This is a genomic window from Paenirhodobacter hankyongi (assembly GCF_003664585.1).
Taxonomy (GTDB): Bacteria; Pseudomonadota; Alphaproteobacteria; order Rhodobacterales; family Rhodobacteraceae; genus Rhodobacter; species Rhodobacter hankyongi.
The window spans coordinates 58,398-83,425 of record NZ_RCHI01000016.1 but is presented as its reverse complement, the minus strand read 5'-3'; the positions used below and the strand labels follow the sequence as shown (position 1 = coordinate 83,425).

At 69.2% G+C, this 25,028-nt stretch carries 24 protein-coding genes; 14 read left to right on the top strand and 10 right to left on the bottom strand.

Going from position 1 to position 25,028, the window contains the following annotated elements:
- Nucleotides 1-43 precede the first annotated feature (43 nt).
- The 7 genes from paaB (at nucleotide 44) to DYS74_RS14925 (ending at nucleotide 6,257) form a co-directional block, all read left to right on the top strand.
- Nucleotides 44-328 (top strand): 1,2-phenylacetyl-CoA epoxidase subunit PaaB, encoded by a 285-nt coding sequence (gene paaB / locus DYS74_RS14955; protein ID WP_121534490.1) that lies wholly within the window; start codon nucleotides 44-46, stop codon nucleotides 326-328.
- Entirely contained in the window at nucleotides 328-1,095 is a 768-nt protein-coding gene (gene paaC / locus DYS74_RS14950; RefSeq protein ID WP_121534489.1) for a 1,2-phenylacetyl-CoA epoxidase subunit PaaC, read from the top strand. The genes paaB and paaC overlap by 1 nt, the downstream gene beginning before the upstream one ends.
- A 4-nt stretch (nucleotides 1,096-1,099) precedes the next feature.
- The gene (paaD, locus tag DYS74_RS14945; protein ID WP_121534488.1) at nucleotides 1,100-1,621 is read left to right on the top strand and encodes a 1,2-phenylacetyl-CoA epoxidase subunit PaaD; all 522 of its coding nucleotides are present in this window, start codon (nucleotides 1,100-1,102) and stop codon (nucleotides 1,619-1,621) included.
- A gap of 28 nt (nucleotides 1,622-1,649) precedes the next feature.
- A complete protein-coding gene (paaE, locus tag DYS74_RS14940; RefSeq protein ID WP_121534487.1) occupies nucleotides 1,650-2,726 on the top strand; it encodes a 1,2-phenylacetyl-CoA epoxidase subunit PaaE in 1,077 nt (358 codons plus the stop codon).
- An 8-nt stretch (nucleotides 2,727-2,734) separates the two neighbouring features.
- Nucleotides 2,735-3,487, top strand: a complete 753-nt coding sequence (locus tag DYS74_RS14935) for a Phenylacetic acid catabolic protein (protein WP_121534486.1) — start codon at nucleotides 2,735-2,737, stop codon at nucleotides 3,485-3,487.
- A gap of 62 nt (nucleotides 3,488-3,549) precedes the next feature.
- Entirely contained in the window at nucleotides 3,550-5,610 is a 2,061-nt protein-coding gene (paaZ, locus tag DYS74_RS14930) for a phenylacetic acid degradation bifunctional protein PaaZ (protein WP_121534485.1), read from the top strand.
- Nucleotides 5,610-6,257: a transferase hexapeptide repeat family protein gene (locus DYS74_RS14925; protein ID WP_121534484.1), complete on the top strand. Its 648-nt coding sequence runs from the start codon at nucleotides 5,610-5,612 to the stop codon at nucleotides 6,255-6,257. Before paaZ ends, DYS74_RS14925 begins: the two co-directional genes overlap by 1 nt.
- Here the strand turns inward: DYS74_RS14925 and DYS74_RS14920 are convergent.
- From DYS74_RS14920 to paaG, 4 genes are all read right to left on the bottom strand, one after another.
- Nucleotides 6,241-6,840: a TetR/AcrR family transcriptional regulator gene (locus DYS74_RS14920; RefSeq protein ID WP_121534483.1), complete on the bottom strand. Its 600-nt coding sequence runs from the start codon at nucleotides 6,838-6,840 to the stop codon at nucleotides 6,241-6,243. The two genes, DYS74_RS14925 and DYS74_RS14920, sit on opposite strands and share 17 nt — an antisense overlap.
- A 163-nt stretch (nucleotides 6,841-7,003) precedes the next feature.
- The gene (paaK, locus tag DYS74_RS14915) at nucleotides 7,004-8,314 is read right to left on the bottom strand and encodes a phenylacetate--CoA ligase PaaK (protein WP_121534482.1); all 1,311 of its coding nucleotides are present in this window, start codon (nucleotides 8,312-8,314) and stop codon (nucleotides 7,004-7,006) included.
- Between the two features lie 31 nt (nucleotides 8,315-8,345).
- Nucleotides 8,346-8,783: a hydroxyphenylacetyl-CoA thioesterase PaaI gene (gene paaI / locus DYS74_RS14910; protein WP_220668858.1), complete on the bottom strand. Its 438-nt coding sequence runs from the start codon at nucleotides 8,781-8,783 to the stop codon at nucleotides 8,346-8,348.
- Between the two features lie 14 nt (nucleotides 8,784-8,797).
- A complete protein-coding gene (gene paaG / locus DYS74_RS14905; RefSeq protein ID WP_121534480.1) occupies nucleotides 8,798-9,592 on the bottom strand; it encodes a 2-(1,2-epoxy-1,2-dihydrophenyl)acetyl-CoA isomerase PaaG in 795 nt (264 codons plus the stop codon).
- A gap of 119 nt (nucleotides 9,593-9,711) precedes the next feature.
- Between paaG and paaN the strand changes: the two genes are divergently transcribed.
- The 7 genes from paaN (at nucleotide 9,712) to DYS74_RS14870 (ending at nucleotide 17,910) form a co-directional block, all read left to right on the top strand.
- Nucleotides 9,712-11,361, top strand: a complete 1,650-nt coding sequence (gene paaN / locus DYS74_RS14900) for a phenylacetic acid degradation protein PaaN (protein ID WP_121534479.1) — start codon at nucleotides 9,712-9,714, stop codon at nucleotides 11,359-11,361.
- Nucleotides 11,362-11,395: 34 nt separating this feature from the next.
- Nucleotides 11,396-12,532, top strand: a complete 1,137-nt coding sequence (locus tag DYS74_RS14895) for an ABC transporter substrate-binding protein (RefSeq protein WP_121534478.1) — start codon at nucleotides 11,396-11,398, stop codon at nucleotides 12,530-12,532.
- Nucleotides 12,533-12,659: 127 nt separating this feature from the next.
- Entirely contained in the window at nucleotides 12,660-13,532 is an 873-nt protein-coding gene (locus DYS74_RS14890; protein WP_121534477.1) for a branched-chain amino acid ABC transporter permease, read from the top strand.
- A gap of 4 nt (nucleotides 13,533-13,536) precedes the next feature.
- A complete protein-coding gene (locus tag DYS74_RS14885; RefSeq protein ID WP_121534476.1) occupies nucleotides 13,537-14,493 on the top strand; it encodes a branched-chain amino acid ABC transporter permease in 957 nt (318 codons plus the stop codon).
- Nucleotides 14,490-15,275: an ABC transporter ATP-binding protein gene (locus DYS74_RS14880; RefSeq protein WP_121534475.1), complete on the top strand. Its 786-nt coding sequence runs from the start codon at nucleotides 14,490-14,492 to the stop codon at nucleotides 15,273-15,275. The genes DYS74_RS14885 and DYS74_RS14880 overlap by 4 nt, the downstream gene beginning before the upstream one ends.
- Nucleotides 15,262-15,963, top strand: coding sequence for an ABC transporter ATP-binding protein (locus DYS74_RS14875; protein WP_121534474.1), 702 nt, complete (start codon nucleotides 15,262-15,264; stop codon nucleotides 15,961-15,963). The genes DYS74_RS14880 and DYS74_RS14875 overlap by 14 nt, the downstream gene beginning before the upstream one ends.
- 3 nt (nucleotides 15,964-15,966) lie before the next feature.
- Nucleotides 15,967-17,910, top strand: coding sequence for a 3-hydroxyacyl-CoA dehydrogenase NAD-binding domain-containing protein (locus DYS74_RS14870; RefSeq protein WP_121534473.1), 1,944 nt, complete (start codon nucleotides 15,967-15,969; stop codon nucleotides 17,908-17,910).
- 52 nt (nucleotides 17,911-17,962) lie between these two features.
- On the opposite strand, the gene DYS74_RS14865 is transcribed toward DYS74_RS14870, so the two are convergent.
- The 6 genes from DYS74_RS14865 to DYS74_RS14840 form a co-directional block, all read right to left on the bottom strand.
- Nucleotides 17,963-18,835, bottom strand: a complete 873-nt coding sequence (locus DYS74_RS14865; RefSeq protein ID WP_245965296.1) for a transporter — start codon at nucleotides 18,833-18,835, stop codon at nucleotides 17,963-17,965.
- 123 nt (nucleotides 18,836-18,958) lie between these two features.
- Nucleotides 18,959-19,732, bottom strand: a complete 774-nt coding sequence (locus DYS74_RS14860; protein WP_121534472.1) for an SDR family NAD(P)-dependent oxidoreductase — start codon at nucleotides 19,730-19,732, stop codon at nucleotides 18,959-18,961.
- 34 nt (nucleotides 19,733-19,766) lie between these two features.
- The gene (locus DYS74_RS14855; RefSeq protein ID WP_121534471.1) at nucleotides 19,767-20,900 is read right to left on the bottom strand and encodes a thiolase family protein; all 1,134 of its coding nucleotides are present in this window, start codon (nucleotides 20,898-20,900) and stop codon (nucleotides 19,767-19,769) included.
- Nucleotides 20,897-21,340, bottom strand: coding sequence for a Zn-ribbon domain-containing OB-fold protein (locus DYS74_RS14850; protein WP_121534470.1), 444 nt, complete (start codon nucleotides 21,338-21,340; stop codon nucleotides 20,897-20,899). The genes DYS74_RS14855 and DYS74_RS14850 overlap by 4 nt, the downstream gene beginning before the upstream one ends.
- Nucleotides 21,337-22,902, bottom strand: coding sequence for an AMP-binding protein (locus DYS74_RS14845; protein WP_183077550.1), 1,566 nt, complete (start codon nucleotides 22,900-22,902; stop codon nucleotides 21,337-21,339). The genes DYS74_RS14850 and DYS74_RS14845 overlap by 4 nt, the downstream gene beginning before the upstream one ends.
- Nucleotides 22,903-22,927: 25 nt before the next feature.
- A complete protein-coding gene (locus tag DYS74_RS14840) occupies nucleotides 22,928-24,976 on the bottom strand; it encodes a hydantoinase B/oxoprolinase family protein (protein ID WP_121534469.1) in 2,049 nt (682 codons plus the stop codon).
- Between the last annotated feature and the right edge of the window lie 52 nt (nucleotides 24,977-25,028).

The following is a 25,028-nucleotide window of genomic DNA, read 5'->3' as shown; positions in this document are numbered from 1 at the left end:
ACGCCCGCCTCTTTCCCTATCCAGCTTCGGGAGGAAGCAAGACATGTCCAGCCAATGGCCCCTGTGGGAAATCTTCATCCGCGGCCAGCACGGCCTGAACCACCGCCACGTCGGGTCGCTGCACGCGCCGGATGCCGAGATGGCGATCCGCAACGCGCGCGACGTCTACACCCGCCGCAATGAAGGCGTGTCGATCTGGGTGGTGCCGTCGAATGCGATCACCGCCTCGAGCCCGTCCGAGAAGGGGCCGCTGTTCGAGCCGTCGAATGCCAAGGTCTATCGCCACCCGACCTTCTTCGACATTCCCGAAGAAGTGGGGCACATGTGATGGCCGGTGCAGTCGATCAGGCAGCCTTTGTCGAATGGCTGCAACGGATTGGCGACAATGCGCTGATCCTCGGGCATCGCGTCTCGGAATGGTGCGGCCATGCCCCGGTGCTGGAAGAGGACATCGCGCTGGCCAACCAGGCGCTGGACCTGATCGGCCAGTGCCAGCTGTGGCTGGGCCTTGCCGCCGAGGTCGAGGGCCGGGGCCGCACCGCCGACCAGCTCGCCTATCTGCGCGATGCGGTCGAGTTCCGCAACCTGCTGCTGGTCGAGCGCCCGAACGGCGATTTCGGCCAGACCCTGATGCGGCAGTTCCTGTTCGACGCCTTCCACATCGAGCTGTTGCGGGCGCTGAAATCCTCCGCCGATCCGCGCGTGGCCGAGATCGCGGCCAAGGCGGAAAAGGAAGTGGCCTATCATCTGGAGCGCTCGGCCGATCTGGTGGTGCGGCTTGGCGACGGCACCGCGGAAAGCCATGCGCGCATGGAAAAGGCGCTGAAATCGCAGTGGCCCTACACCGGCGAGATGTTCCTCGACGATGCCGTCGACGCGGCGATGGCGCAGGCGGGCATCGCGCCCTTGCCCTCGAGCCTGCGCCCCGCCTGGGAGCGCACGGTGTCCGAGGTGCTGGCCGAGGCGACGCTGGCCCATCCGGGCGAGGCGTTCAGTCACAAGGGCGGCAAGCGGGGCGTGCATACCGAGCATCTGGGCTTCGTCCTGGCCGAGATGCAGTTCCTGCAACGGGCCTATCCGGGCGCCGTCTGGTAACGCCATGACCGCAGTTCAGCCCGATCTTTCCGAGGTGTGGCACTGGCTTTCCCAGGTGCCGGACCCGGAGATCCCGGTGATCTCGCTGACCGATCTCGGCATCATCCGCGATCTGGTCTGGGAGGGTGACACGCTGGTCGTCACGGTGACCCCGACCTATTCGGGCTGCCCCGCGACCAGCATCATCAACCTCGACATCGAGACCGCGCTGCGCGGCCACGGGATCGGCAAGCTGCGGCTGGAGCGGCAGCTGTCGCCGCCCTGGACCAGCGACTGGATCACCGCCGCGGCGCGCGAGAAGCTGCGCGCCTATGGCATCGCGCCGCCCGTCGACGGCACCGCCGCCGACGGACGGCTGGCCGGGCGCATCTCGCGGCTGGCGGGCACCTCGAACCTGGTGATCGCCTGCCCGCGCTGCGGCTCGACCCGGACCGAAAAGATCAGCCAGTTCGGCTCGACCCCCTGCAAGGCCAGCTGGCGCTGCACGGACTGTCTGGAACCCTTCGACTATTTCAAGTGCATCTGAGGATGCCGCTGCACAGGAACGAACCCGCATGGCACGCTTCCATCCGCTGACCGTGACCGACGTGCGCCGCGAAACCCGCGACGCCGTGGTCGTCACCCTCGCCCCCAGGGACGAGGACCGCGCCCTGTTCGATTTCACCCAGGGACAATATCTGACGCTGCGCCGCGACTTCGACGGCGAGGAGCTGCGCCGCAGCTACTCGATCTGCGCGGGCGTGGGTGAGGGGGTGCTGAAGGTCGGCATCAAGCGCGTCGATGGCGGCGCCTTCTCGACCTGGGCGAACGAGAACCTCGCCCCCGGCGACGAGATCGACGCGATGCCGCCGATGGGCAAGTTCTTCACCCCGATCGAGCCCGAGGCCGAGAAGCAGTATCTGGGCTTTGCCGGCGGCTCGGGCATCACGCCGCTGCTGTCGATCATCAAGACCGTGCTGGCGCGCGAGCCGAAGTCGAAGTTCACCCTCGTCTATGCCAATCGCCAGATCAGCTCGATCATGTTCCGCGAGGAGCTGGAGGATCTGAAGAACCTCCACCTCGGCCGGCTGTCGGTCATCCACGTGCTGGAACAGGAAGGGCAGGAGATCGACCTGTTCACCGGCCGCATCGACGCCGCGAAGATGCAGGCGCTGTTCGCGCACTGGCTTGATGCGAGCGCGGTGGATACCGCCTTCATCTGCGGTCCCGAACCGATGATGCTGGCGATTGCCGCGGCGCTGCGCGACCATGGCCTTGCCGACAGCCAGATCCGCTTCGAGCTCTTCGCCAGCGGCCAGCCCGGCCGCGCCCGCACCCGCGCGGTGTCGAAAACCGCGGTGGCGCCGGGCACCGGCACCGAGGCGACGGTGACGCTGGATGGCGCCACCCGCAGTTTCGAGATGGCGCGCCAGGGGCAGACGATCCTCGAGGCGGCGCTCGAGGCGAAGATGGACGCCCCCTATTCGTGCAAGGCCGGGGTCTGTTCCACCTGTCGCTGCAAGGTGCTGGAAGGCGAGGTCGAGATGGTCGTCAACCACGCGCTCGAAGATTACGAGGTTCGCGCCGGCTATGTCCTGTCCTGCCAGGCGATGCCGCTGAGCGCGCGCGTCGTCGTCACCTATGACGAATGAGGCCCGAGATGTCCGACACGATGAATCTCGACGACTATCTCGCGCAGGGCGGCGTGCTGACCGCCCCCGGCAACGTGCCCGCCCGCTATCGCGGCGAGCTGATGCGGCTGATGTCGTCCTTTGTGGACAGCGAGCTGGCCGCCTCGGCCGGCTTCGCGGGGGCGATCAATTTTGCCCCCGGCATCCGCGAGCGCATCGCCGCGAGCCGGATCACTCTTGAAAAGGCCGATCACGCCGAGCGCGTGCTGACGGTGATGGCGGATTTCGGCACCGATGCCGGGCGCTATCAGCGCCAGCATGACTGGTCGGCGCGGGTGCCGCGCGATGCCGATCTGGGCACCAGCCGGCAGGCGGGCGACATGCGGCTTTCGGTGTTCCACTACCCGATCACCGGCTGGGCCGATGCGGTGGTGATGAATGTGCTGCAGGGCCTCGCCACCGGCGTGCAGATGACCGAGCTGACCCGGGTCTCCTATGGCCCGCTCGCCGAGGTCTTCCGCGCCATCGCCCCGCGCGAGCAGCGCCACGCCGAACTCGGCCTCGAGGGGCTCGAGCGGCTCGTGGCGAGTGACGAAGGCCGGGCGCAGGTGCAGGCCGCGCTGGCCTACTGGCAGCCGCGCGTTGCCGCGACCTTCGGCGTGGCGGGATCGGAACGCTATCCGATGCTGCGCAAGTTCGGCCTGCGCCACGCCCCGAACGAGGAGCTGCTGGCGCGCTGGAAGACGCTGGTGGCGGAGCATCTGGCCACCTCGGGCCTGTAAGGCCGGAACCGACATCTGCGGGGGCAACAGGCCCCCGCACCCCAGGAAATGAAGGAAAAGCCATGACCGTCGCGCCGCGCCGTCTTGAAAGCTATGTTTGCGGAAGCTGGACCCCCGGCACCGGAGAGGGGCAGCTGTTGCTTGATGCCGCGACCGGCGATCCGGTGGCGCGCATCGATTCCTCGGGGATCGACTTTGCCGCCGTGCTCGAGCACGGCCGCCGCGTCGCCGGCCCCCGGCTGCGGGCGATGTCCTTCCATGACCGCGCCGGGATGCTCAAGGCGCTGGGCCTCGCGCTGATGGAGCGCAAGGAAGAATTCTATGCCGAGAGCCTGCACACCGGCGCCACCCGGCCCGATGGCTGGATCGACATCGAGGGCGGCATCGGCACGATGCTGACCTTCGCTTCGAAGGGCCGTCGCGAATTGCCGAACACCCGCGTGCTGACCGATGGCGCGGTCGAGGGGCTGTCGAAGGACGGCAGCTTCGTCGCCCAGCACATCCTGTCGCCGCTGCAGGGGGTGGCGGTGCATATCAACGCCTTCAACTTCCCGATCTGGGGGATGCTGGAGAAGATCGCGCCGACCCTGCTTGCGGGGATGCCCTGCGTGGTGAAACCGGCCAGCCAGACCGCCTATCTGACCGAGCTGTGCGTGCGCCGCATCATCGAGACCGGCCTCCTGCCCGAGGGGGCGCTGCAGCTGATCTCGGGGTCGGTGGGCGATCTGCTCGACCATGTGACCGGACAGGACGCGGTCACCTTCACCGGGTCGGCCTCGACCGGGCGCCGGCTGAAGGCGCATCCGGCGGTCATCGCCAATTCGGTGCGCTTCACCATGGAGGCCGACAGCCTCAACGCCTCGATCCTTGGCCCGGACGCCGGGCCGGGCACGCCGGAATTCGATCTGTTCGTCAAGGAAGTCACGCGCGAGATGACGGCGAAGGCGGGGCAGAAATGCACCGCCATCCGCCGGGTCATCGCGCCGCGCGCGCATGTTCAGGCGCTGGTCGAGGCGCTGGGCGAGCGGCTGGGCAAGACCGCGCTCGGTCTGCCGGGCGATGCCGCCACCCGCATGGGGGCGCTTGCCAGTCTCGAGCAGCGCGCCGAGGTGCGGGCCCGCATCCGCGACCTGCAAGCCGATGCCGAGATCGTCGCGGGCAGTCCCGACGAGGTCCGCGTCAGCTCGGGCGATGCCGAGCGGGGGGCCTTCCTCAACCCGGTGCTGATGTATTGCGACCGGCCCTTTGCCGCGACCGCGGTGCATGAGGTCGAGGCCTTCGGGCCGGTGTCGACGGTCATGCCCTATGACACGCCCGAGGAGGCGGTGGAGCTGAGCCGGATGGGCAAGGGCTCGCTCGTCACCTCGGTCTTCACCGATGATCCGGCGGTGGCCGAGGAGATCGTTCTGGGCGCCGCGCCCTTCCACGGCCGGGTGCTGATCGGCAACCGCGCCTCGGCCAAGACCTCGACCGGGCACGGCTCGCCGCTTGCGCCGCTCGTTCATGGCGGGCCCGGGCGCGCCGGCGGCGGCGAGGAGATGGGCGGCATCCGCGGCGTCAAGCACTACATGCAGCGCACCGCGGTGCAGGGCTGCCCGCGTCTGCTGTCGGCAGTCACCGGGCGCTGGATCGAGGGGGCGGCGGCGCAGCACGATGTCCACCCGTTCCGCAAGTCGCTGGCCGAGCTGCGGATCGGCGACCAGCTCGTCACCGCTTCGCGCACGGTCACGCTCGAGGATGTCGAGCATTTCGCCCATTTCACCGGCGACACCTTCTACGCCCACATGGATGCCGCGGCGGCGAAGGCGAACCCGTTCTTCGAGGACCGGGTGGCGCATGGCTATCTGATCGCGAGCTTTGCCGCGGGGCTCTTCGTCGAGCCCAGCCCGGGCCCGGTTCTGGCCAATTACGGGGTGGACAACCTGCGCTTCCTGACGCCGGTCTATTTCGGCGACACGCTGCAGGTGCGGCTGACCTGCAAGGAGATCAACCCGCGTGCCAATGCCGAGCATGGCGAGGTCCGCTGGGATTGCCAGGTCACCAATCAGGACGGCGCGGTCGTCGCGCAATATGACGTTCTGACCATGGTGGCCAAGCACTGGCCGCCGGAGGCGGTGGCGTGATGGCGCGGGTCTACAGCTATGACGGGATCGTGCCGGTCATCGATCCGGGCGCCTTCGTGCATCCCGAGGCGGTGGTGATCGGCGACGTTCTGGTGGGGGCGGGGGCCTATGTCGGCCCCTGCGCGGTGCTGCGCGGCGATTTCGGCCGGATCGTGCTGCAGCCGGGCTGCAACGTGCAGGAAACCTGCGTGGTGCATTCCTTCCCCGGCAAGGATGTGGTGATCGAGACCGAGGGCCATATTGGCCATGGCGCGGTGCTGCATGGCTGCCATATCGGCCGCAACGCGATGGTGGGGATGAATGCCGTGGTGATGGACGAGGCGGTGGTGGGCGAGAACACCATCGTCGCCGCCATGGCCTTCGTGAAGGCCGGTGCGCAGGTGCCCGCGAACGTGCTGCTGGTCGGCTCGCCGGCCAAGGTGGTGCGGGAGCTGACGCCCGAGGAGATCGGCTGGAAGCGGCGCGGCACCGGGGTCTATCAGCGCCTCGCGATCGAGGCGGCGCAGAAGATCGCGCCCGCCGAGCCGCTTGCGCATGCCGAGCCCGATCGCCGCCGCGCCGAGGCCCCGGCCTATGACCCGCTGGTTCTGGCGCGTGCGGGGTTCGGCGAGGGCGAGCGCGGGGGCGGGGTCAGCGGACGGCCTTGACCCCTTCGAGGATCAGGGTCGTCGCGATATCGGCATAATCCTCGCGCGAGATCCGGCCGCCGTCTCGGAACCACATGTACATCCAGTTCATCATGCCGAAGAGCGACATGGTGACCGGCGTCAGCAGCGGGCGGTCCTTGTCGTTGAGGCCGGGATTGATCATGTCGAGCACCAGCGCGAAGCGGCGCACGATCTGGCGTTCGAGGGCGAGGATCTCGGCCTTCTGCTCCTCGGAGAGTGCCGAGGAGGCGTTCAGCTGCACCTTGTGCTGATTGTCCGCGCCGCGATAGGTCTCGAGCACCGCGCCCACCAGCTCGCGCAGGCGAGCGTTCGGGGCGAGCTCGGGATTGTCGGCCTCCTCGACGGCGCTGTCGAGCTCCTCGAGATGGGTGACGATGATCGCGAAGATCAGCGCATCCTTGCTCGGGTAATAGTGGTAGAGCAGCGCCTTCGACACATGGGCATGCGCCGCGACCTGCGCCATCGAGGCTTTTTCCATTCCCTGCTCGGCAAAGACCTGCGCAGCACTGTCCAGGATGCTGCGCTGCTTTTCCTCGAAATCCTGGGCACGGGTCCGGGCCATGGCAGTCACTTTCCTCATGGCAGGGGCCGTCTGCGCCCCTGAAACACCGGGGGAAGGCCCCCCGGTTTCGCTTTAGACCCGGCAAGAAGCCCTGTCACGGGTTCATTGACCGATCAGTCACTCTTTGGCCGGGGAGGGGCGCAGGCACCCGCGCCCCCGCCGGTCAGGCGCTCGGGCGGTTGTCGACGACGCGCTTGGCCTTGCCGTCCGACCGGGCCATCGAGTTCGGATCCCGCACCTCGATGCGGGTGGTGACGCCGACGACCGACTTGATGTGATGCGACAGCTCCTTGGCCGAGGCGGCGCGGGCGGCTTCGTCGGTCCTGTCGGTGGTGCATTCGACGTGCACGGTCATGTTGTCCATCCGGCCCGAGCGGCTCAGCTCGATCTGGAAATGCGGCGCGAGGCCCCGGCACTTCAGGATCTGCTCCTCGATCTGGGTCGGGAAGACATTGACGCCGCGCAGGATGATCATGTCGTCCGAGCGGCCGGTGATCTTCTCGATCCGCCGCATCGAGCGCGCGGTGCCGGGCAGCAGACGCGTCAGGTCGCGGGTGCGGTAGCGCACCATCGGCAGGCCTTCCTTGGTCAGCGTGGTGAAGACCAGCTCGCCCATCTGGCCGTCGGGCAGGACCTCGCCGGTCACCGGGTCGATGATCTCGGGGTAGAAGTGGTCTTCCCAGACATGCAGCCCGTCCTTGGTTTCCACGCATTCCTGCGCGACGCCGGGGCCCATCACCTCGGACAGGCCGTAGATGTCGACGGCGTGCATGTCGAAGGCCTGCTCGATCTCGGCGCGCATGGAATCGGTCCAGGGCTCGGCGCCGAAGATGCCGACCTTCAGCGAGGAGGCGCGCGGGTCGAGGCCCTGACGGCGGAACTCGTCGAGGATCGACAGCATGTAGCTCGGCGTCACCATGATGATCGAGGGCTTGAAGTCGTTGATCAGCGTCACCTGGCGCTCGGTCATCCCGCCCGAGATCGGCACCACGGTGCAGCCCAGCCGTTCGGCCCCGTAATGGGCGCCGATGCCGCCGGTGAACAGGCCATAGCCATAGGCATTGTGCAGCATGTCGCCCGGACGCCCGCCCGCCGCGCGGATCGAGCGCGCGATCAGATTGGCCCAGTGGTCGATGTCGGCGGCGGTATAGCCGACCACGGTCGGCTTGCCGGTGGTGCCCGAGGAGCCGTGGATGCGCACCAGTTTCGACTGCGGCACGGCGAACATGCCGAAGGGGTAGGTGTCGCGCAGATCCTGTTTCACCGTGAAGGGGAATTTCGCGATGTCGGACAGCGACTTCAGGTCTTCCGGGTGCACGTCATGCTCGATGAAGCGCTTACGGTAGAAGGGCGAGTTCTCGAAGGCATGGCGCAGCGAGCGCTTCATGCGGTGGAACTGCAGCGCCTCGATCTCGTCGCGCGAGGCGATCTCGATCGGGTCCAGCTCCTTGCGATTCGGGGTCAGGTCTTCCATGGCTTCCTCCCTTGGAAATGACGGGGCCGGGTCAGATCGACGGATCGACCGGCAGATGGGTGCCCTTGACGGTGCGGGAATGGCCGCGGAACTCGGCCACCTGCGCGCCATCCTGGTTGGTGATGCGGACGTCGTAGATCCCCGAGCGACCGTGGCGCGAGACTTCGCGCGCGGTCGCGGTCAGCCGGTCGCCGATATGCACGGGGATCAGGTAGGACACGCTGCAATGCTGCGCCACGGCGCGCTGGTTGTAGCTGTTGCAGGCGAAGGCGAAGGTGCTGTCGGCGAGGGTGAAGATATAGCCGCCATGGCAATTGCCGTGGCCGTTCGACATCGCCTCGGTGACGGTCATCGACAGCCGGGCGGCGCCCGGCGCGACCTGCTCGAGCGTCATGTTCAGCCGCTGGCTGGCCGAATCGTCGCTCCACATCGCCGCGGCCGCGGCCTCGGCAAGCTCCTGCGGGGTCATTTCCGCGACGGTCTTCATTGGCCCGTGAACTCCGGTTTGCGCTTCTCGAGGAAGGCGGTGACGCCTTCGGCATAATCGGCGCTGCGGCCGGCGATCTGCTGGCAGTCGCGCTCCATGTCGAGCTGCGCGTCGAGGCTGTTGGTGGCGGCGGCCTGGATCAGGCGCTTGGTCAGCCCGAGGCCCAGTGTCGGCCCGGCGGCAAGGCTGCGCGCCAGGGTCTGCGCCGTGTCGATCAGCGCGTCGTCCTCGACCGCCTTCCAGATCAGCCCCCAGTCGGCGGCTGTCTCGGCGCCCAGCGGCTCGGCAGTCAGGGCCAGCGCCTTGGCGCGCGGCTCGCCGAGGATCCGGGTCAGGCTGAAGGTGCCGCCGGCATCGGGGATCAGGCCGATCTTCGCGAAGGCCTGGATGAAGCGCGCCGATTTCGCCGCAAGAACGATGTCGCAGGCGAAGGCGATATTGGCACCGGCCCCCGCCGCCACCCCGTTCACCGCGCAGACCACCGGCTTTTCCAGCGCCCGCAGCAGCCGCAGATTGGGGTTGTAGAAGGTCTCGAGCGTCCGCCCCAGATCCGGGGCCGGGCCGCCCTTGCGCGGATCGCGGTCGCCCAGATCCTGCCCGGCACAGAAGCCGCGCCCGGCGCCGGTCAGCAGCACCGCCCGCACCGCGCTGTCATCGCGCGCACGCTCGATGCCCGCGCGCAGCGCAAGGTGCATCTCCTCGTTGAAGGCGTTCAGCTTGTCTGGCCGGTTGAGTGTCAGCGTCAGGACGCCATCGGCCAGGGCCGACAGCACGGTTGGCGTGCTGGTCATGTCTGTTTCCTCCCTTGCCCGAAAAAAACTCGGGCCCTCGTGAAAACTCGTTGCATAAACCGACCGGTCGGTCAATTGTAAACTTGTTCCGGGACCGATCCCCCGGATGGAGGAGAATCATGACCGATCTGTTTGCGCGCCACAGCGCCTTGCTGAACGATGCCGTGCAGGCGCTCAAGTCGCGTGGATTCTGGTCGCCGTTCCCCGAGACGCCGAGCGGCAAGATCTATGGCGAGACCGCGCGCGCCGATGGCGAGGCGGGCTTTGCTGCGCTGCTCGGTCAGCCCTTCGTGCTGCCGGGGCATCCGGAGACCGCACAGGTCGGGGCCGAGCTTTCGCCCTTCGGCCCGGCGCTCGGCATCACCTATCCCGCCGCCGATCCCGCCACGCTGATCGCGGCGGCGCAGGCTGCGGCGCCGGCTTTCGCGGCGGCCGGCCCCGAGGCGCGGGTCGGGGCGCTGATCGAGGCGTTGCAGCGGCTGAACCGGATCAGCTTCCTGATCGGCACGGCGACGATGCACACCACCGGTCAGGCCTTTGCCATGGCCTTCCAGGCCGGCGGCCCGCATGCGCAGGATCGCGGCCTCGAGGCGGTGGCGATGGCCTGGGACGAGATGACCCGCTTTGCCGCCGCGGCGCGTTGGGAAAAGCCGCAGGGCAAGGCCGCGCCGCTGGTGCTGGAAAAGCACTGGACGCTGGTGCCGGCCGGGCTGTCGCTGGTGATCGGCTGCAACACCTTCCCGACCTGGAACGCCTATCCGGGGCTCTTCGCCAGCCTCGCGACCGGCAATCCGGTGATCGTCAAGCCGCATCCGGCGGCGATCCTTCCGCTCGCGCTGACCGTGCGGGTGCTGCGCGAGGTCTTTGCCGAGGCGGGCCTGCCCGCCGATGCGGTGCTGCTTGCCGCCGATACGGCCGAGGCGCCGGTGACGCAGGGGCTGGCCACCGATCCGGCGGTGCGGCTGATCGATTTCACCGGCTCGTCGGCCTTCGGGGACTGGCTTCGCCGCAATGCGACCCAGGCCCGGCTCTTCACCGAGGAAACCGGGGTGAACACCGTCACCATCGCCGCAAGCCCCGATTTCGCCGGCATGTGCGACAACCTCGCCTTCTCGCTGGCGCTCTATTCCGGCCAGATGTGCAGTGCGCCGCAGACGATCTTCGTGCCCGGCAGCGGGATCGAGACCGATCAGGGCCACAAGAGCTTCGACGCGGTGGCGCAGGGGCTGGCCGAGGCCATCGACCGGCTGCTTGCCGATCCGGCCCGCGCGGCGGGGGTGGCGGGCGCGCTCGCCAATCCCGCGACGCTGGACCGGCTGCAGGCGGCCCGCACCGCGGGGCGGGTGATCCGCGACAGCGCCGCGCTCGGCACGGGCCGGACGGCCTCGCCGCTGGTGCTCGCGGTGGCGGCAGGGGAGGCCGCCGCCGAGCAGGAGTGCTTCGGCCCCGTCGCCTTCGTCGTGGCCTGTGGCGATGCCGAGGAGGGCATTTCCCGCGCCGCGGCGCTTGCCCGCGACAAGGGCGCGATCACCGCCGCGCTCTATGACACCGACGAGGCCCGCATCGGCCGCGCCATTCGGGCATTTGCCGGGGCAGGGGTCAATCTCTCGATCAACCTGACCGGCAACATCTTCGTCAACCAGTCGGCCGCCTTCAGTGACTTCCACGTCACCGGCGCCAATCCGGCGGGCAATGCCTGCCTGACCGACACCGCCTTCGTTGCCCCGCGGTTCCACCGCGTGATGTGGCGAAGGCAGATCGCGACCTGACCCATCGTCATCCAGTTCTCAGGGAGGAGACCAGATGAAGACCATACTCGCAACCACCGCCCTTCTGACCATGGGCCTGAGCTCGGCCGCGCTGGCCGAGATCCGGCTCGGCGCCAGCATCTCGGCGACCGGCCCCGCTGCCTTTCTCGGCGATCCCGAGGCGAAGACGCTCGAAATGCTGGTCGAGGCGCTGAACGCGGCGGGCGGCATCAACGGCGAAGACGTCAAGCTCGTGATGTATGACGATGGCGGTGACCCGAACAAGGCCCGCACCTTCGCCACCCGCCTCGTCGAGGACGACGAGGTGGTGGCGATCATCGGCGGCACCTCGACCGGCACCTCGATGTCGATCCTCGCCATCGCCGAGGATGCCGAGATCCCCTTCATCTCGCTGGCCGGTGCGATCGACATCATCGATCCGGTGAAGCCCTATACCTTCAAGACCCCGCACACCGACCGCATGGCCTGCCAGAAGATCTTCGAGGACATGAAGGCGCAGGGCTACACGAAGATCGGCATGATCTCGGGCACCGACGGTTTCGGGGCCTCGATGCAGGCCCAGTGCAAGTCGGTGGTGGCCGATTACGGCATCGAGATCGTCGCCGACGAGACCTATGACCCGAAGGACGCCGACATGACGGCGCAGCTGACCAAGATCAGGAACGCGCCGGGGGTGCAGGCGGTGCTGAACCCGGGCTTCGGTCAGGGCCCCTCGATCGTGACGCGCAACTACAAGCAGCTCGATATCGGTCTGCCGTTCTACCAGTCGCATGGCGTGGCCTCGGATGGCTTCATCCAGCTCGCCGGGGCCGAGGCGGCCGAGGGCGTGCGCCTGCCCGGCACCGCGCTGCTGGTCGCCGATCTGCTGGCCGAGGACGACGTGCAAAAGCCGGTCGTCACCGCCTACAAGGCCGCCTTCGAGGCGAAGACCGGCACGCCGGTCGGCACCTTCGGCGGCTATGCCCATGACGCCTTCCTGATCCTGACCGACGCCATCGCCCGCGCCGGCTCGAGCGAGCCCGCCGCGATCCGCGACGCGATCGAGGCGACGTCGGGGCTGGCGGGCACGACGGGGGTCTACACCTTCTCGAGCACCGACCACCTCGGCCTCGACCTGTCGGCATTCCGGATGCTGGAGATCCGCGGCGGCAAGTGGACGCTGGTGGAGTAATCCGCCCCGTCCATCCGAGCCCGACCCTGGCCCCCGCGCAGCGCGCGGACGGGGCCGGGGCGACCACAGCCCCGCCCGACCGGGCGGGGGCGATGTCCTCAATGCCCGCCTGACGCCGGGGGAGCCCATGTCGGAACTTCTGCAATTCCTCTTCTCGGGGGTCACCATCGGCGCGGTCTATGCGCTGGTCGCCCTCGGTTTCACGATCATCTACAACGCCTCGGACGTGGTGAACTTCGCCCAGGGCGAATTCGTCATGCTCGGCGGCATGATCACCTGGTTCGCCCATGCGGCGGGCCTGCCGCTGCCGCTGGCCGCCCTGATCGCGATCGCCGCGACGGCCTGTCTGGGCGTGGCGATGAACAAGCTGATGATCGAGCCCGCGCGCGGCGCCCCGGTGGTGTCGCTGATCATCATCACCATCGGCGCCTCGATCTTCATCGAGGGCGCGGCGCAGCTGGTCTTCGACAAGCAGATCCACAGCTTCCCGGCCTTTTCCGGCGATGCCCCGATCCGCGTCGGCGGGGCGACGATCCTGCCGCAAAGCCTCTGGGTCACCGGCGGGGCGATCGCCGTCTTCGTCGGGCTGTGGCTGTTCTTCACCCGCACCCTGCTCGGGCGCGCGGTGCTCGCGACCTCGAACAACCGGCTCGCAGCGCAGCTGGTGGGGATCAACACCACTTTCGTGATGACGCTGTCCTTCGCGCTCTCGGCCGCGATCGGGGCGCTGGCGGGCGTGCTGGCGACCCCGATCACCCTGACCTCCTATGGCGTCGGCATCGGCTTCGCGCTCAAGGGCTTTGCCGGGGCGATGCTGGGCGGCATGGGCAATCCCAAGGGCGCGCTCGTCGGCGGCTTCGCGATCGGCATGATCGAGGCGCTGACGGCGGGCTACCTGTCCTCGCAATACAAGGACGCGGCGGCCTTCGTGGTGATCCTCGCGGTGCTGTTCTTCCTGCCGCAGGGCCTGTTCGGCCGCACGTCGACGGATCGGGTGTGACGCGATGAAGATGACTCCGAAAACCGCGACCCTGCTGGTGCTGGCGGCGCTGATCGCGCTGACGCCGTTCTTCTTTCCCTCGGGCTATTACTACCGCGTCGGCGCGCTGCTCTTCGTCAACGGCATCGCCGTGACGGGCATGGTGATCCTGACCGGCTATGCCGGGCAGATCAGCCTCGGCCACGCCGGCTTCGCCGGGATCGGCGCCTATGCCTGTGCGCTTGCGCCGGTGCACTGGGGCCTGCATCCGGCGCTGGCGGTGATCCTCGGCGCCGCGATCTCCGCGATCCTCGCCTTCCTCGTCGGGCGGCCGATCCTGCGGCTGAAGGGCTATTACCTCGGCGTCGCGACGCTGGGCCTCGGCATCCTCGTCGCGATGGTGCTGAACAACGAGCGCCAGCTGACCGGCGGCCCGGACGGCATGGCGGTGCCCGAGCTCGGCCTGCGCGCCCTGCTGAAGGGCTGGGGGCTGACGCTGAGCAACGGCGAGTTCTGGTATTTCTTCTGCGGCCTCGTCCTGCTGGTCGGCGCCTGGCTGGCGCTGAACCTCTACGCGAGCCCCACCGGCCGCGCCCTGCGCGCGCTGCACGGCTCCGAGGTGGCGGCGCGCACGGTCGGCATCGACGTGGCGCGGCTGAAGCTGCAGGCCTTCGTGATCTCGGCGGTCTATGCCTCGGTCTCGGGCTCGCTGCTGGCGCTGCAGAACAAGTTCGTCACCCCCGATGTCGCGGGCTTCATGCACTCGATCGAGATGGTGACGATGGCGGTTCTGGGCGGCGTCGGCTCGGTGCTGGGCGCGATCTTCGGCGCCGGCATCCTGACGCTGCTGCCGCAGGTGCTGACGGTCTTTGCCGAATACGAACAGATGGTTCTGGGCCTGGTCATGGTGCTGGTGATGATCTTCCTGCGCGAGGGGCTGCTGCCCTCGGTCCTCAGGAAATTCCGGGGGAAAGACGAATGAGCGACCTGCTTTCGATCGAGGGGCTCGGCATCACGTTCGGCGGGCTGAAGGCGGTGCACGATGTCAGCTTCCGGGTCCGCCCGGGCGAGATCGTGTCGGTCATCGGGCCCAATGGCGCGGGCAAGACGACGCTGTTCAACATGATCTCGGGCGTCTATCGCCCCGGCGCCGGCCGCGTCGTGCTGGAGGGCGATGACGTCACCGGGATGGAGCCGCATCTTCTGGCCCGTCGCGGCATGAGCCGCACCTTCCAGAACCTGCAGATCTTCCCGTCGATGACGGCGCTCGAGAACGCGGTGACCGGCTATCACCTGCAGGAGCGCGGCCCGGTGCTGGCCGATCTGCTCGGCCTGCCCGGCGCGCGCGCGCGTGCCCGCCGGGCCGAGGAGGGGGCGCGCGCCCTGCTGGCGCGGGTCGGGCTTGAACGCGCCGCCGAACGGGCGGCGGGCAATCTCTCCTATGGCAGCCTCAAGCGGCTGGAGATCGCCCGCGCGCTGGCGCTGGAGCCGAAGGTGCTGCTGCTCGACGAGCCCGCCGCCGGCTGCAACGCCGTCGAAACCGAGGAGATCGACCATCTGATCGCCGAGGTGGCCGCCTCGGGCGTCGCCATCCTGCTGGTCGAGCATGACATGAAGATGGTGATGCGGATCTCGAACCACATCGTGGTGCTCGACCATGGCGAGAAGATCGCCGAGGGCGACCCGGCCACGGTCAGCCGCAACCCGGCGGTGATCGCCGCCTATCTGGGCGTTGAGGAGGGGCAGGACCATGCTCACGGTTGAGGGACTGCGCTCGCGCTACGGGCGCATCGAGGTGTTGCATGGCATCGACCTCGAGGTGCAATCGGGCGAGATCGTCACCGTCGTCGGCGCGAATGGCGCGGGCAAGACCACGCTGCTGCGCTGCCTGTCGGGGGTGCAGCCGGTGAGCTCGGGCACGATCACCTTCCGCGGCGAGGCGCTGGTGCCGGTGCCGGCCTATCGGCGACTGGCGCGGGGCCTTGCGCAATCGCCCGAGGGGCGGCAGATCTTCACCAATCTGACGGTGGAGGAGAACCTGCGCCTTGGCGCCTTCCTGTTCGCCGACGACCGGGTCGAGAAGGACATGGACGATGCCTTCCGGATGTTCCCGGTGCTGAAGGAAAAGCGCAACCTCGCGGCGGGCGGGCTGTCGGGCGGTCAGCAGCAGATGCTGGCGATGGCGCGGGCGCTGATGGGCCGGCCGTCCTGCCTGCTGCTCGACGAGCCCTCGATGGGGCTCGCGCCGATCATCGTCGCGCAGATCTTCGAGGTGGTGAAGGGAATCCGCGACCTCGGCGTCACCACGCTTCTGGTCGAACAGAACGCCTTCGGCGCGCTGAAGATCGCCGACCGCGGCTATGTGATGGAAACCGGCCATATCACTATGTCGGGGGGCGCCGAAGAGCTGATCGCCGATCCGCGCATCCGTGAAGCCTATCTGGGAATCTGAACCATGAGTCTCGTGAGCATTGCCCGTTTGGGCACGATTGCCACCGTCACCGTCGACAATCCGCCGGTCAACGCCCTGTCACAGGCGCTGCGCCAGGGGCTGTGGGAGGCCGTCGCCACCTGCGACGCCGATCCCGAGGTGCAGGCCGTGGTGCTGCTCTGTGCCGGGCGCACCTTCATCGCCGGCGCCGATGTCGCCGAATTCGGCACGCCGCCGGTGGCGCCGCATCTGCCCGATCTGGTGGCGCGGATCGAGGGCGCGGCGAAACCCTGGATCGCGGCGATCCACGGCTCGGCCCTGGGCGGCGGCTTCGAGATCGCCATGGGCTGCCGTTTCCGCGTCGCGCTCGACAGCGCCTCGGTCGGCCTGCCCGAGGTGACGCTCGGCATCGTGCCGGGCGCAGGTGGCACCGTGCGCAGCCCGCGGCTGGCGGGCGTCGCGGCGGCGGTGGAGCTGGTCACCACCGGCAGGCCGGTGAAGGCCGCGCGGGCGCAGGCGCTCGGCCTCGTCGATGCCGTGGTGACGGGCGATCTGGCCGGGGCCGCGTGCGCCTTCGCACGGCAGGCACTGACCCGTCCGCTGCCGCCGCCGATCTCGCGGCGCGCCATCGCGGCGCCCGAGGCGGGGTTCTGGACCGCCCGGGAGGCCGAGGTCGCGAAAGCGGCAAAAGGGGCGGGTGCGCCGCTGCGCGCGCTGTCATGCCTGCGCCGGGCGGTCGAGGCGCCCTTCGCCGAGGCGATGGACTTCGAGCGCGCCACCTTCCTCGAGCTGCGCGGCAGCGAGCAGGCCGCGGCGCTGCGCCATGTGTTCTTCGCCGAGCGCACCGCGCCGCGGCCGCGGCATCTGGCCGGCCACGAGCCGCTGCCGCTGCGCAGTGCCGGGGTCGTCGGCGGCGGCACGATGGGAGCGGGGATCGCCGCGGCGCTGCGCGATGCGGGCCTGCCCGTCGTGCTGATCGAGCGCGACGCCGAGGCCGTCGCGCGCGGCATCGCCAATCTGCAGGCGATCTTCGACGGCGCGGTCAAGCGCGGCAAGCTGACCCCCGAGCAGGCCGCCGCGCGGCTGGCGGGGGTGACCGGCACCACCGAATATGCCGCGCTCGCCGGGGTCGATCTGGTGATCGAGGCGGTGTTCGAGGAGATCGGCGTCAAGCGCGCGGTCTTTGCCGAGCTTGGCCGGGTGTGCCGCGCCGATGCGGTGCTGGCGACCAATACCTCGTATCTCGATCCGCGGCTGATCGCCGCCGGCGTGCCCAACCCGCATCGCTTCCTCGGGCTGCATTTCTTCAGCCCGGCCAATGTGATGAAGCTGCTCGAGATCGTGCCGGTGCCGGACACCGCGCCCGCGGTGCTGGCCACCGGCTTTGCGCTGGCGCGGCTGCTGGGCAAGATCCCGGTCGAGGCCGGGATCTGCGAGGGCTTCATCGGCAACCGCATCCTGAAACGCTATCGCGCCGCGGCCGAGGGGCTGGTGCGCCAGGGCGTGGCGATCGCGGCCGTCGATGCGGCGATGCGCGCCCACGGCTTTGCCATGGGCCCGTTCGAGGCGCAGGATCTGGGCGGGCTCGACATCGCCTTCCTGCAACGCGAGGGGGCGCGGCAGGCCGGGCAGGCGGTGCCCGAGACGCTGGGCGACGTGCTGGTGCGGGCCGGGCGCAAGGGGCAGAAGACCGGCGGCGGCTGGTATGACTATGCGCCGGGCGAGCGCCGGCCGCAGCCCTCGCCGGCGGTTGCCGAGCTGCTGTCGTCGCAGCTGGCGCCGGCCTCCGCCATGGCGCCCGAGGCGATCGCGCAACATCTGGTGGGCGAGATGGCCGCCGAGGGCCGCGCGATTCTGCACGAGGGCATCGCTCGCGCGCCGGCCGATATCGACCTCGTCGAGATCCACGGCTACGGCTATCCGCGCTGGCGCGGTGGTCCGATGTTCGAGACCCGCGACCGGGCCTGACGAAAAGACCGCCCGTGGTCACACGGGCGGTCTTCCGGGGCGCGGGCGGGTCTCAGAACATCTTCAGCAGGCGGATCTGGGTCACCAGATTGTCCGCCCCGCCCTTGGCATTGAAATCCTTCGAGATCATGCCCTGAACCTGCATCGTGGGCGAGACGAACTGGTTGGCGAAGAGCCGCAGCGTGTCCACCCGTGTCCTGGTGCCGCTATAGGCGCCGTTCACATAGGTCTCGCCCCCCGACTTGCCGGAATAGCCGACGGAGATCGAGCGCGTCGGCGTCGGCTGGTAGCGCAGGTAGGCCTGCAGCTGCCAGCTCGGGTCATGGCTGATCTTCGCGCCGTTCTCGTCATGGTCGCGGCTGAGCGCGACATCGGCGATACCGTCGAAGAACCAGCCGTTGCCAAAGCCCTGGATCAGCGCGACCTGGGGCGTCAGCGTCCAGGTGCCGCTGCCGATGCTGACGCCGGCCGGGTCGTAAGTGCCGGTGGGCGCGGTCAGGAAGGCGGTGAGGGCAAAGGTGGTGCCCTGTGCCGGGTTTTCGGGCGCGGCCAGCCAGACCGTCGCGCCGACCGTCAGGTCGCCAAGGCCATTGGCCTCGGGCACGGGGCCGCCGCCGATCTTGGCTTCGGTGAAGCTGCCGAAGGGCAGATAGGCCTGAAGCCCGTAGCGCAGCCCGTCCGCATCGCCGTAATAGAGCACGCGCGACACGCCGGTGACGGCGTCGATGCCGGAGCCGGGGACCTTGCCGACGCCGTCGAAATGCAGGCTGTCGGTGGTGGAATACTGGAAATACTGCAGCAGCACGCGGGTGTCTGCGGGCAGCAGGGTGTAATCGCCGGGGGCCACGTCGATCGCCTGGGCCGCCCCGGCGGAAAGCGCAACTGCCGTCATCGCGGCCACGAGATGCAAGCGGGTCCGTTCCATTCTGTCTCCTCCTCTGTCTGTGGGCCGGACATGCCCCCCCCCGCCCGGCATGGCGCAGGGCCGTGCCGTTCTCCGCCCGTCCGGTGGGCGGATCTGTGGTCGTGGCGAGGGGGAGGGGGCGGGTCAGACGGCGGTGAAGCCGCCATCCACCGTCATCGTGGCGCCGTTGATGAAGCTCGCCGCATCGGAGCCGAGGAAGGCCACCAGTTCGGCCACCTCCTCAGGGGTGCCATAGCGGCGCATCGGCACCATCTGCGTCATGATCTCGCGCACCGCGCCGCCGGGGATCGCGGCGCCCATGCCCTTTTCGACATCGGCCATCATCCGCGACTCGATCGGCCCCGGATGCACCGAGTTCGAGCGCACTCCCGCCGCGCCGACCTCGGCGGCGACGGTGCGCATCAGCCCGATCACCGCATGCTTGCTGGCGGTATAGGCCGGGATCAGCGGCGTGCCGACCAGCCCGCCCACCGAGGAGGTGACGATGATCGAGCCGCCGCCCCCCGCCAGCATCACCGGCACCACATGCTTGTAGCCAAGGAAGGCGCCGATCAGGTTGATGTCGATGACACGGCGGAAATCCTCGGTCGGATAGGCGCCGATCGGGTGGAACTGCCCCTCGATCCCGGCATTGTTGAAGAAGATGTCGATGCGGCCCGCGGCCTCCACCGCCGTCTTCACATAGGCGCCGACATCTTCCTCGCGCGAGACGTCGGCGGTGGTGGTGATGCAGCCGGGGATTGCCTCCGCCAGCCGGTCGAGCGCCGCCGGGTCGCGGTCCACCCCGACGATCCGCGCGCCGCGTGCCGCCATCAGCCGCGCCGCCGCGCCGCCGATCGCCCCGCCCGCGCCGGTGATCAGCGCGACCTTGCCGTCAAGTCTCTGTCTGTCCGTCATTTCCGTGGTCTCCTCCCTGGAAATTGCCCTGCACTCAGGCGCTTTCGACGATCGCGATGGTGCAGGATTTGGTGTCGGCCTCCTTGTCGCCGCCCATGCAATGGGCAAGGCCAAGGCGGCCCGGCGCGCCCTGCCGGTGCAGATGGCGCGTGACTTCGATGATCTGGGCGATGCCGGTCGCGGCGACCGGATGGCCGCGCGACAGGAGCCCGCCCGAGGGGTTCACCGGCACGCAGGCGCTGTCGCCCGCGAGCAGCCGTTCGGCATAGCGTCCGCCCTCGCCGACGGGGCACAGGCCGAGCCCCTCGTAATGCAGGATCTCCGCGATCGAGAAGGCGTCATGGCATTCGACGACCGAGATCTCCTCGACGCCCGCCTCCGCGCGCTCCCACGCGAGGCGGGCGGTGCGGCTGTCGGTCTCCCATTCCGACAGCTCCGCCATCGGGTCATAGGACCCGCTGGTCAGCACGGTGGCGCGCAGCCGGGCCCGCGCGCCGCACTGCCGCGCCAGCCGCTCGCTGACCAGCACGAGGGCCGCCGCGCCATCGGCGACGGGCGAGCATTGCAGCCGCGTCAGCGGGTCGACGACCAGCGGCGCGGCCAGCACCTCGGCCAGCGTCAGCGGCGTGCGCATCATCGCGAGCGGGTTGCCCGCGGCCGCGCGCCGGTTCTTCACCGACACCGCCGCAAGCTGGTCGGCGGTGGTGCCGAAGCGCGCCATGTGGCGGCTTGCCCGCAGCGCAAATCCCGCCGGCGTGACCCGGCCGAGCAGCGTGTCGGCGAGCGTCTTGCCGGAATCGATCAGCCCGAGCGCGGGGTGGAACATCTTCTCCGCCCCGACCACCAGCGCGGCGTCCACCTCGCCGGCGCGGATCGCCAGCGCGGCGATATGGACCGCGGTCGAACCCGAGGTGCAGGCGTTTTCCACATTCATCACCGCGCAGCCGGCGATGCCGACATGGGCCAGCACGTCCTGCCCCATGGTCAGGCTGCCCGACAGCCGTGCCGCCAGCGCATTGGCGAAGACGGCCATGCCGATGCGGCGCGGGGGCAGCCCGGCCTGCAGCAGCGCCTCGCGCGCGGCGCGCGCGGCCAGGGCCTCGAGGCTGGTGTCCTCGTGCCGGCCGAAGGCGGTCAGGCCGCAACCTGCAATCCAGGGCTGGGTCATGGCCGGGTCTCCGTCAGGGGCTCTGCGGCGGGCACGAAGACCGGGCGCAGGCAGGGGGTTGCGTCATTGTCGGTGCCAAGCGGCATCAGGCTCAGCCGCACCCGGCTGCCCGGGGCCAGGCTGTCGGCATCCTCGGGCGCGAACAGGCCGAACAGGCGCAGCGGCGCGGCCTCGAGGTCGACGAAGCCGATGACATAGCCCGGCGGCAGCCCATAGGGCGGGCGCACCCGCACCCGCGTCAGGCAATTCACCCGGCCGTCGCCCGGGATCAGCACTTCGGTCGTCGTGTCGAGCCCGTCGCCGGCATAGAGCCGCGGCGGAAAGATCACCGCGTCGCCCTGCGCCGGCCGCGACGCCCGCAGCAGCACGGTGCCATCCGCGGCCAGCGCGAATTGCGCGGCCAGCTCGGGCGGGAGTTCGGGAGCGGGGACGCCGGTCATGCCCGCGCCGCCTTCCCGCCCGCCTCGTAATCCCAGGTGTCGGGGGTGACGCCCTCGGCCTTCAGCCGGTGCTTCTCGACCCGGGCGGTGGCGGTCTTGGGCAGATCCGGCACATAGCGGATGAAGCGCGGCAGCATGAACTCGGCCATCTTGCCCGCACAGGCGGCGCGCAGTGCGGCCGGGTCGCGCGGCGCGCCCTCGGCCGCCACGACGCAGGCCATCACCTCGTCCTCGCCCAGCTCGGAGGGCACCGGGATCACCGCGCATTCGCGCACGCTCGCCTCGGCGTTCAGGATCCTTTCAACTTCGAAGGACGAGATGTTCTCGCCGCGCCGGCGCAGGGCATCCTTGTCGCGGTCGAGGAAATACCAGAAGCCCTCGGCATCCACCTGCAACAGATCGCCGGTGTGGAACCACAGGTCGCGGAAGGCCTCGACGGTCTTTTCCGGCATGCCGACATATTCGATCATCATGCCATGCGGCGCCTTCGGCCGCACCAGGAGCTGGCCGGGGGTGTCGGGGGTGGTGATCGGTTCGCCCGCCGCGTCGATCAGCATCAGCTCGTAATGCGGGGTCTGCCGGCCGCAGGAGCCGGGACGGGCGCGGGCGGGATCGGCCATGATCGGCACGCCGATCTCGCTCATGCCATAGCCCTCGATCAGGGTGACGCCGAAGCGCGCCTCGAAGGCCTCGAACAGGCCCTTGCCGGCGCCGGCGCCCATCATCACCCGCAGGCTGTGGGCGCGGTCCGCGGGGCTTTCGGGGGCCTTCATCAGCACCGAGAGGATGGTGCCGATGTAGTTGAAGGCGGTGCAGCCCTGGCTGCGCAGATCCTCCCAGAAGCGGCTGGCGGAGAATTTCGGCACCAGCACGGTGCGCGCGCCGGCCATCAGAGCGGGCAGGGCCGACAGGATCTGCGCATTGCCGTGAAACAGCGGCAGGGCGTTGTAGAGGCAGTCGTCCTCGCCATAGCCGGTGGCGGCGCAGACCTGGCTTGCGGCGGCGATCGCATAGCCTTGCGGCATCAGCGCGCCCTTCGACAGCCCGGTGGTGCCCGAGGTGAACATGATCGCATAGGGATCGCCGGCCGAGACCGTCACCTCGGGCGGGGGCGTCTCGCTTGCCATCAGCCGCTCGAGCGGCAGGCATCCCGCAGGCGCCGCACCGCGCGTCACCACCGTCAGCGGCCAGGGGATTTCCCCCCGCACCGCGTCGAGCGCCGGCAGGTAGCCGGGGTCGAGGATGACGACCCGGGCCTTCGACAGCCGCAGCATATGCGCGAGAACCGCGCCGCGGTGGGCCGTGTTCAGCGGCACTTCCACCGCGCCGAGACGCGACAGGCCGAACCACAGCGCCAGGTATTCGACGCAATTGTCGAGCATCAGGGCGACGGCGTCGCCCTTGCCGACGCCGAGGCCGGCAAGGCCCGCCGCCGCCCGGCAGGAGAGGGCCTCCATCCCGGCAAAGCTGAGCTCGGTCTCGCCGAAGGTCAGGAACCGGCGTTGCCCGTATCGGGCGGCCTGCCGGGACAGCAGGCCGTGGATGGTGGTCGGGGTCGTCATCGCGTGTCTTCCTTTCCCCGCCCGCTCAGGCGGCCGCGTCCTGCCAGGGGCCGTAGTAGCGCAGCACCGCTTCGGGCGGCGATTGCTGCGCCCATTCGGCGACGAAGGCGTCATAGGGTTTGGCGCGGGCGAGCCGGGCCTTGCGCCGGGTCGCGCGCAGGGCGTCGGTCTCGGCCGGATCGGCCAGTCCGGTGCGGGGATTGATCGCGACGGCGTAGATGTCCCGCGCCGCGGAGGCGGCACAGCGCCCCATCGCCACGTCGCGCGCCACCGCCTCGGGGTCGCGCTGCAGCACGTCGCCATAGCCCGCCCCGCCCGAGATCGGCACATAGAAGGTGTCGCCGCCCTGGAACAGCGCCGGCGCATGGGCAAGGTTGAGGTAGTCGCGCTGCCCTTCCTCGGGGGTGCCGGCGTAAAGCTCGGCCATGGTGCGGGGCAGGGGGGCGCCTTCCGCCATCAGCGCCTCGAGGTTCGATCCGCGCACCGTCTGCACGAAGGCCGGCGGCGCCGCCCGCCCGCCGAAGATGCCGAGCGTGGCCGGGAAATGCGAGCCGAACCCCATCGAGCCGAGCGCCACCATCGGCACGCCGTGCACCTTGATCCCCATGCCGACGCCGGAACCGCCGCGGTATTTCCCGTGACCATAGGAATTGTCGAAGAAATTCCGGAAGGTATAGAGGAAGGGGCGCTCGGCCTCGGTGGTTTCGACATCGCCGCAATCGCTCATCGTGGCGAAGAAGGCGCCGGCGACATCGACGCCATCCATGCCCGGGCGGCCGCCCGCACCGGTGGCGTTGATCTCGGGGGTGATGTCGGCCATCGGCTCGCCCCACTGGTTGAAGCCGCCGAAGACCGTCACCGCAAAGCCGGTGTACCAGGCCCCGGCCGCGCGCGAGGGATCGGTGGCATAGGCGAGCTTCGCCCCGGCCATGAACATGCCCTGGCTGAAGGCCACCATCGTCGCGGGGGCATAGGACACCGGCACGTCGCCGTTGGGATTGATGAAGCTGTTTTCCGGGAACTCCCAGTCCACCGCCTCGAGCAGGCCGTTGTTGGCGGGCAGGTCGGGCATCAGCCAGCCGCAGACATAGACCATCGCCATCCCCAGCAGGCCCTGGAAATAGGTGTTCACCGGCCGGTCGTGCAGCATCGGCGAGGATCCGTTCAGGATCAGCTTGATCCGGTCGCCCTTCTTCTCGATCGTCAGATTGATCTTCAGCAGCGCCGATTCCGGCCCGGTCGTGTCCATGAAGCGCGGCTGGCGATAGATGCCGTCATTGAGCGTGGCGATGCGCGCGCGCGCCGCCTCGCCGGTCTGCTTCAGGATCCGGCGCAGCCCGCCGACGAGGAAATCCGGGCCGATCTCGGCCAGATAGTCGTGCAGGCGCCGCTCGGCGATGCGCGCGGCGGCAAGGCGCGCCTTGATGTCGAGCACCATGGTGCGCGGATCGCGGGTCGCGGTGGCCAGAAGACCCAGAAGATCCTCCTTCAGCGCGAAGTTCTCGCCGATCTTGATCGGCGGGCACATCAGCCCCTCGTCGTAGCGCGACTTCGCCCCGTTCACCATGCCGCCCGGCTCCGAGCCGCCGCATTCGCCGGTGTGGACCGCCGCGCCGATGAAGCACACCAGCTCGCCGCCGGAGAAGACCGGGATGCACAGGCCCATGTCGGCATTGTGCACGCCGCCATAGAAGGGGTCGTTGTAGAAGAAGGCGTCGCCCTCCTTCAGGCCCACGGTCGGGTCATGGGCCAGATGCTTGACGAGGTATTTCACCGGCAGCTGGCTCAGCACCGCGTGGTGATAGATGCCGGTGGCACAGACCGCCAGATCGCCCTGTGCGGTATAGATGCCGAAGGCCACGTCGCCCCACCGCATCGCGGTCGAAGCGCCCAGCTTCATCGTGGTTTCCTTGCCCTCGAGCGCGATCATGTGCAGCTTGTGGGTGAAGATCTCGTATTCCAGATCGTTCAGCCCCTCCATCGCCCGCGCCTCGCGGTCGGAGGGCGGTTCCGGGCGCAGCCGTTGCACGACCTCGGTGTCGCGGCTGTAGCGGATGGTCATCGGTGCGTTCATTCTGTCCTCCCTTGGACGGGCAGTCCCGTGGCGGGACCGCCGCCCTGTTGTG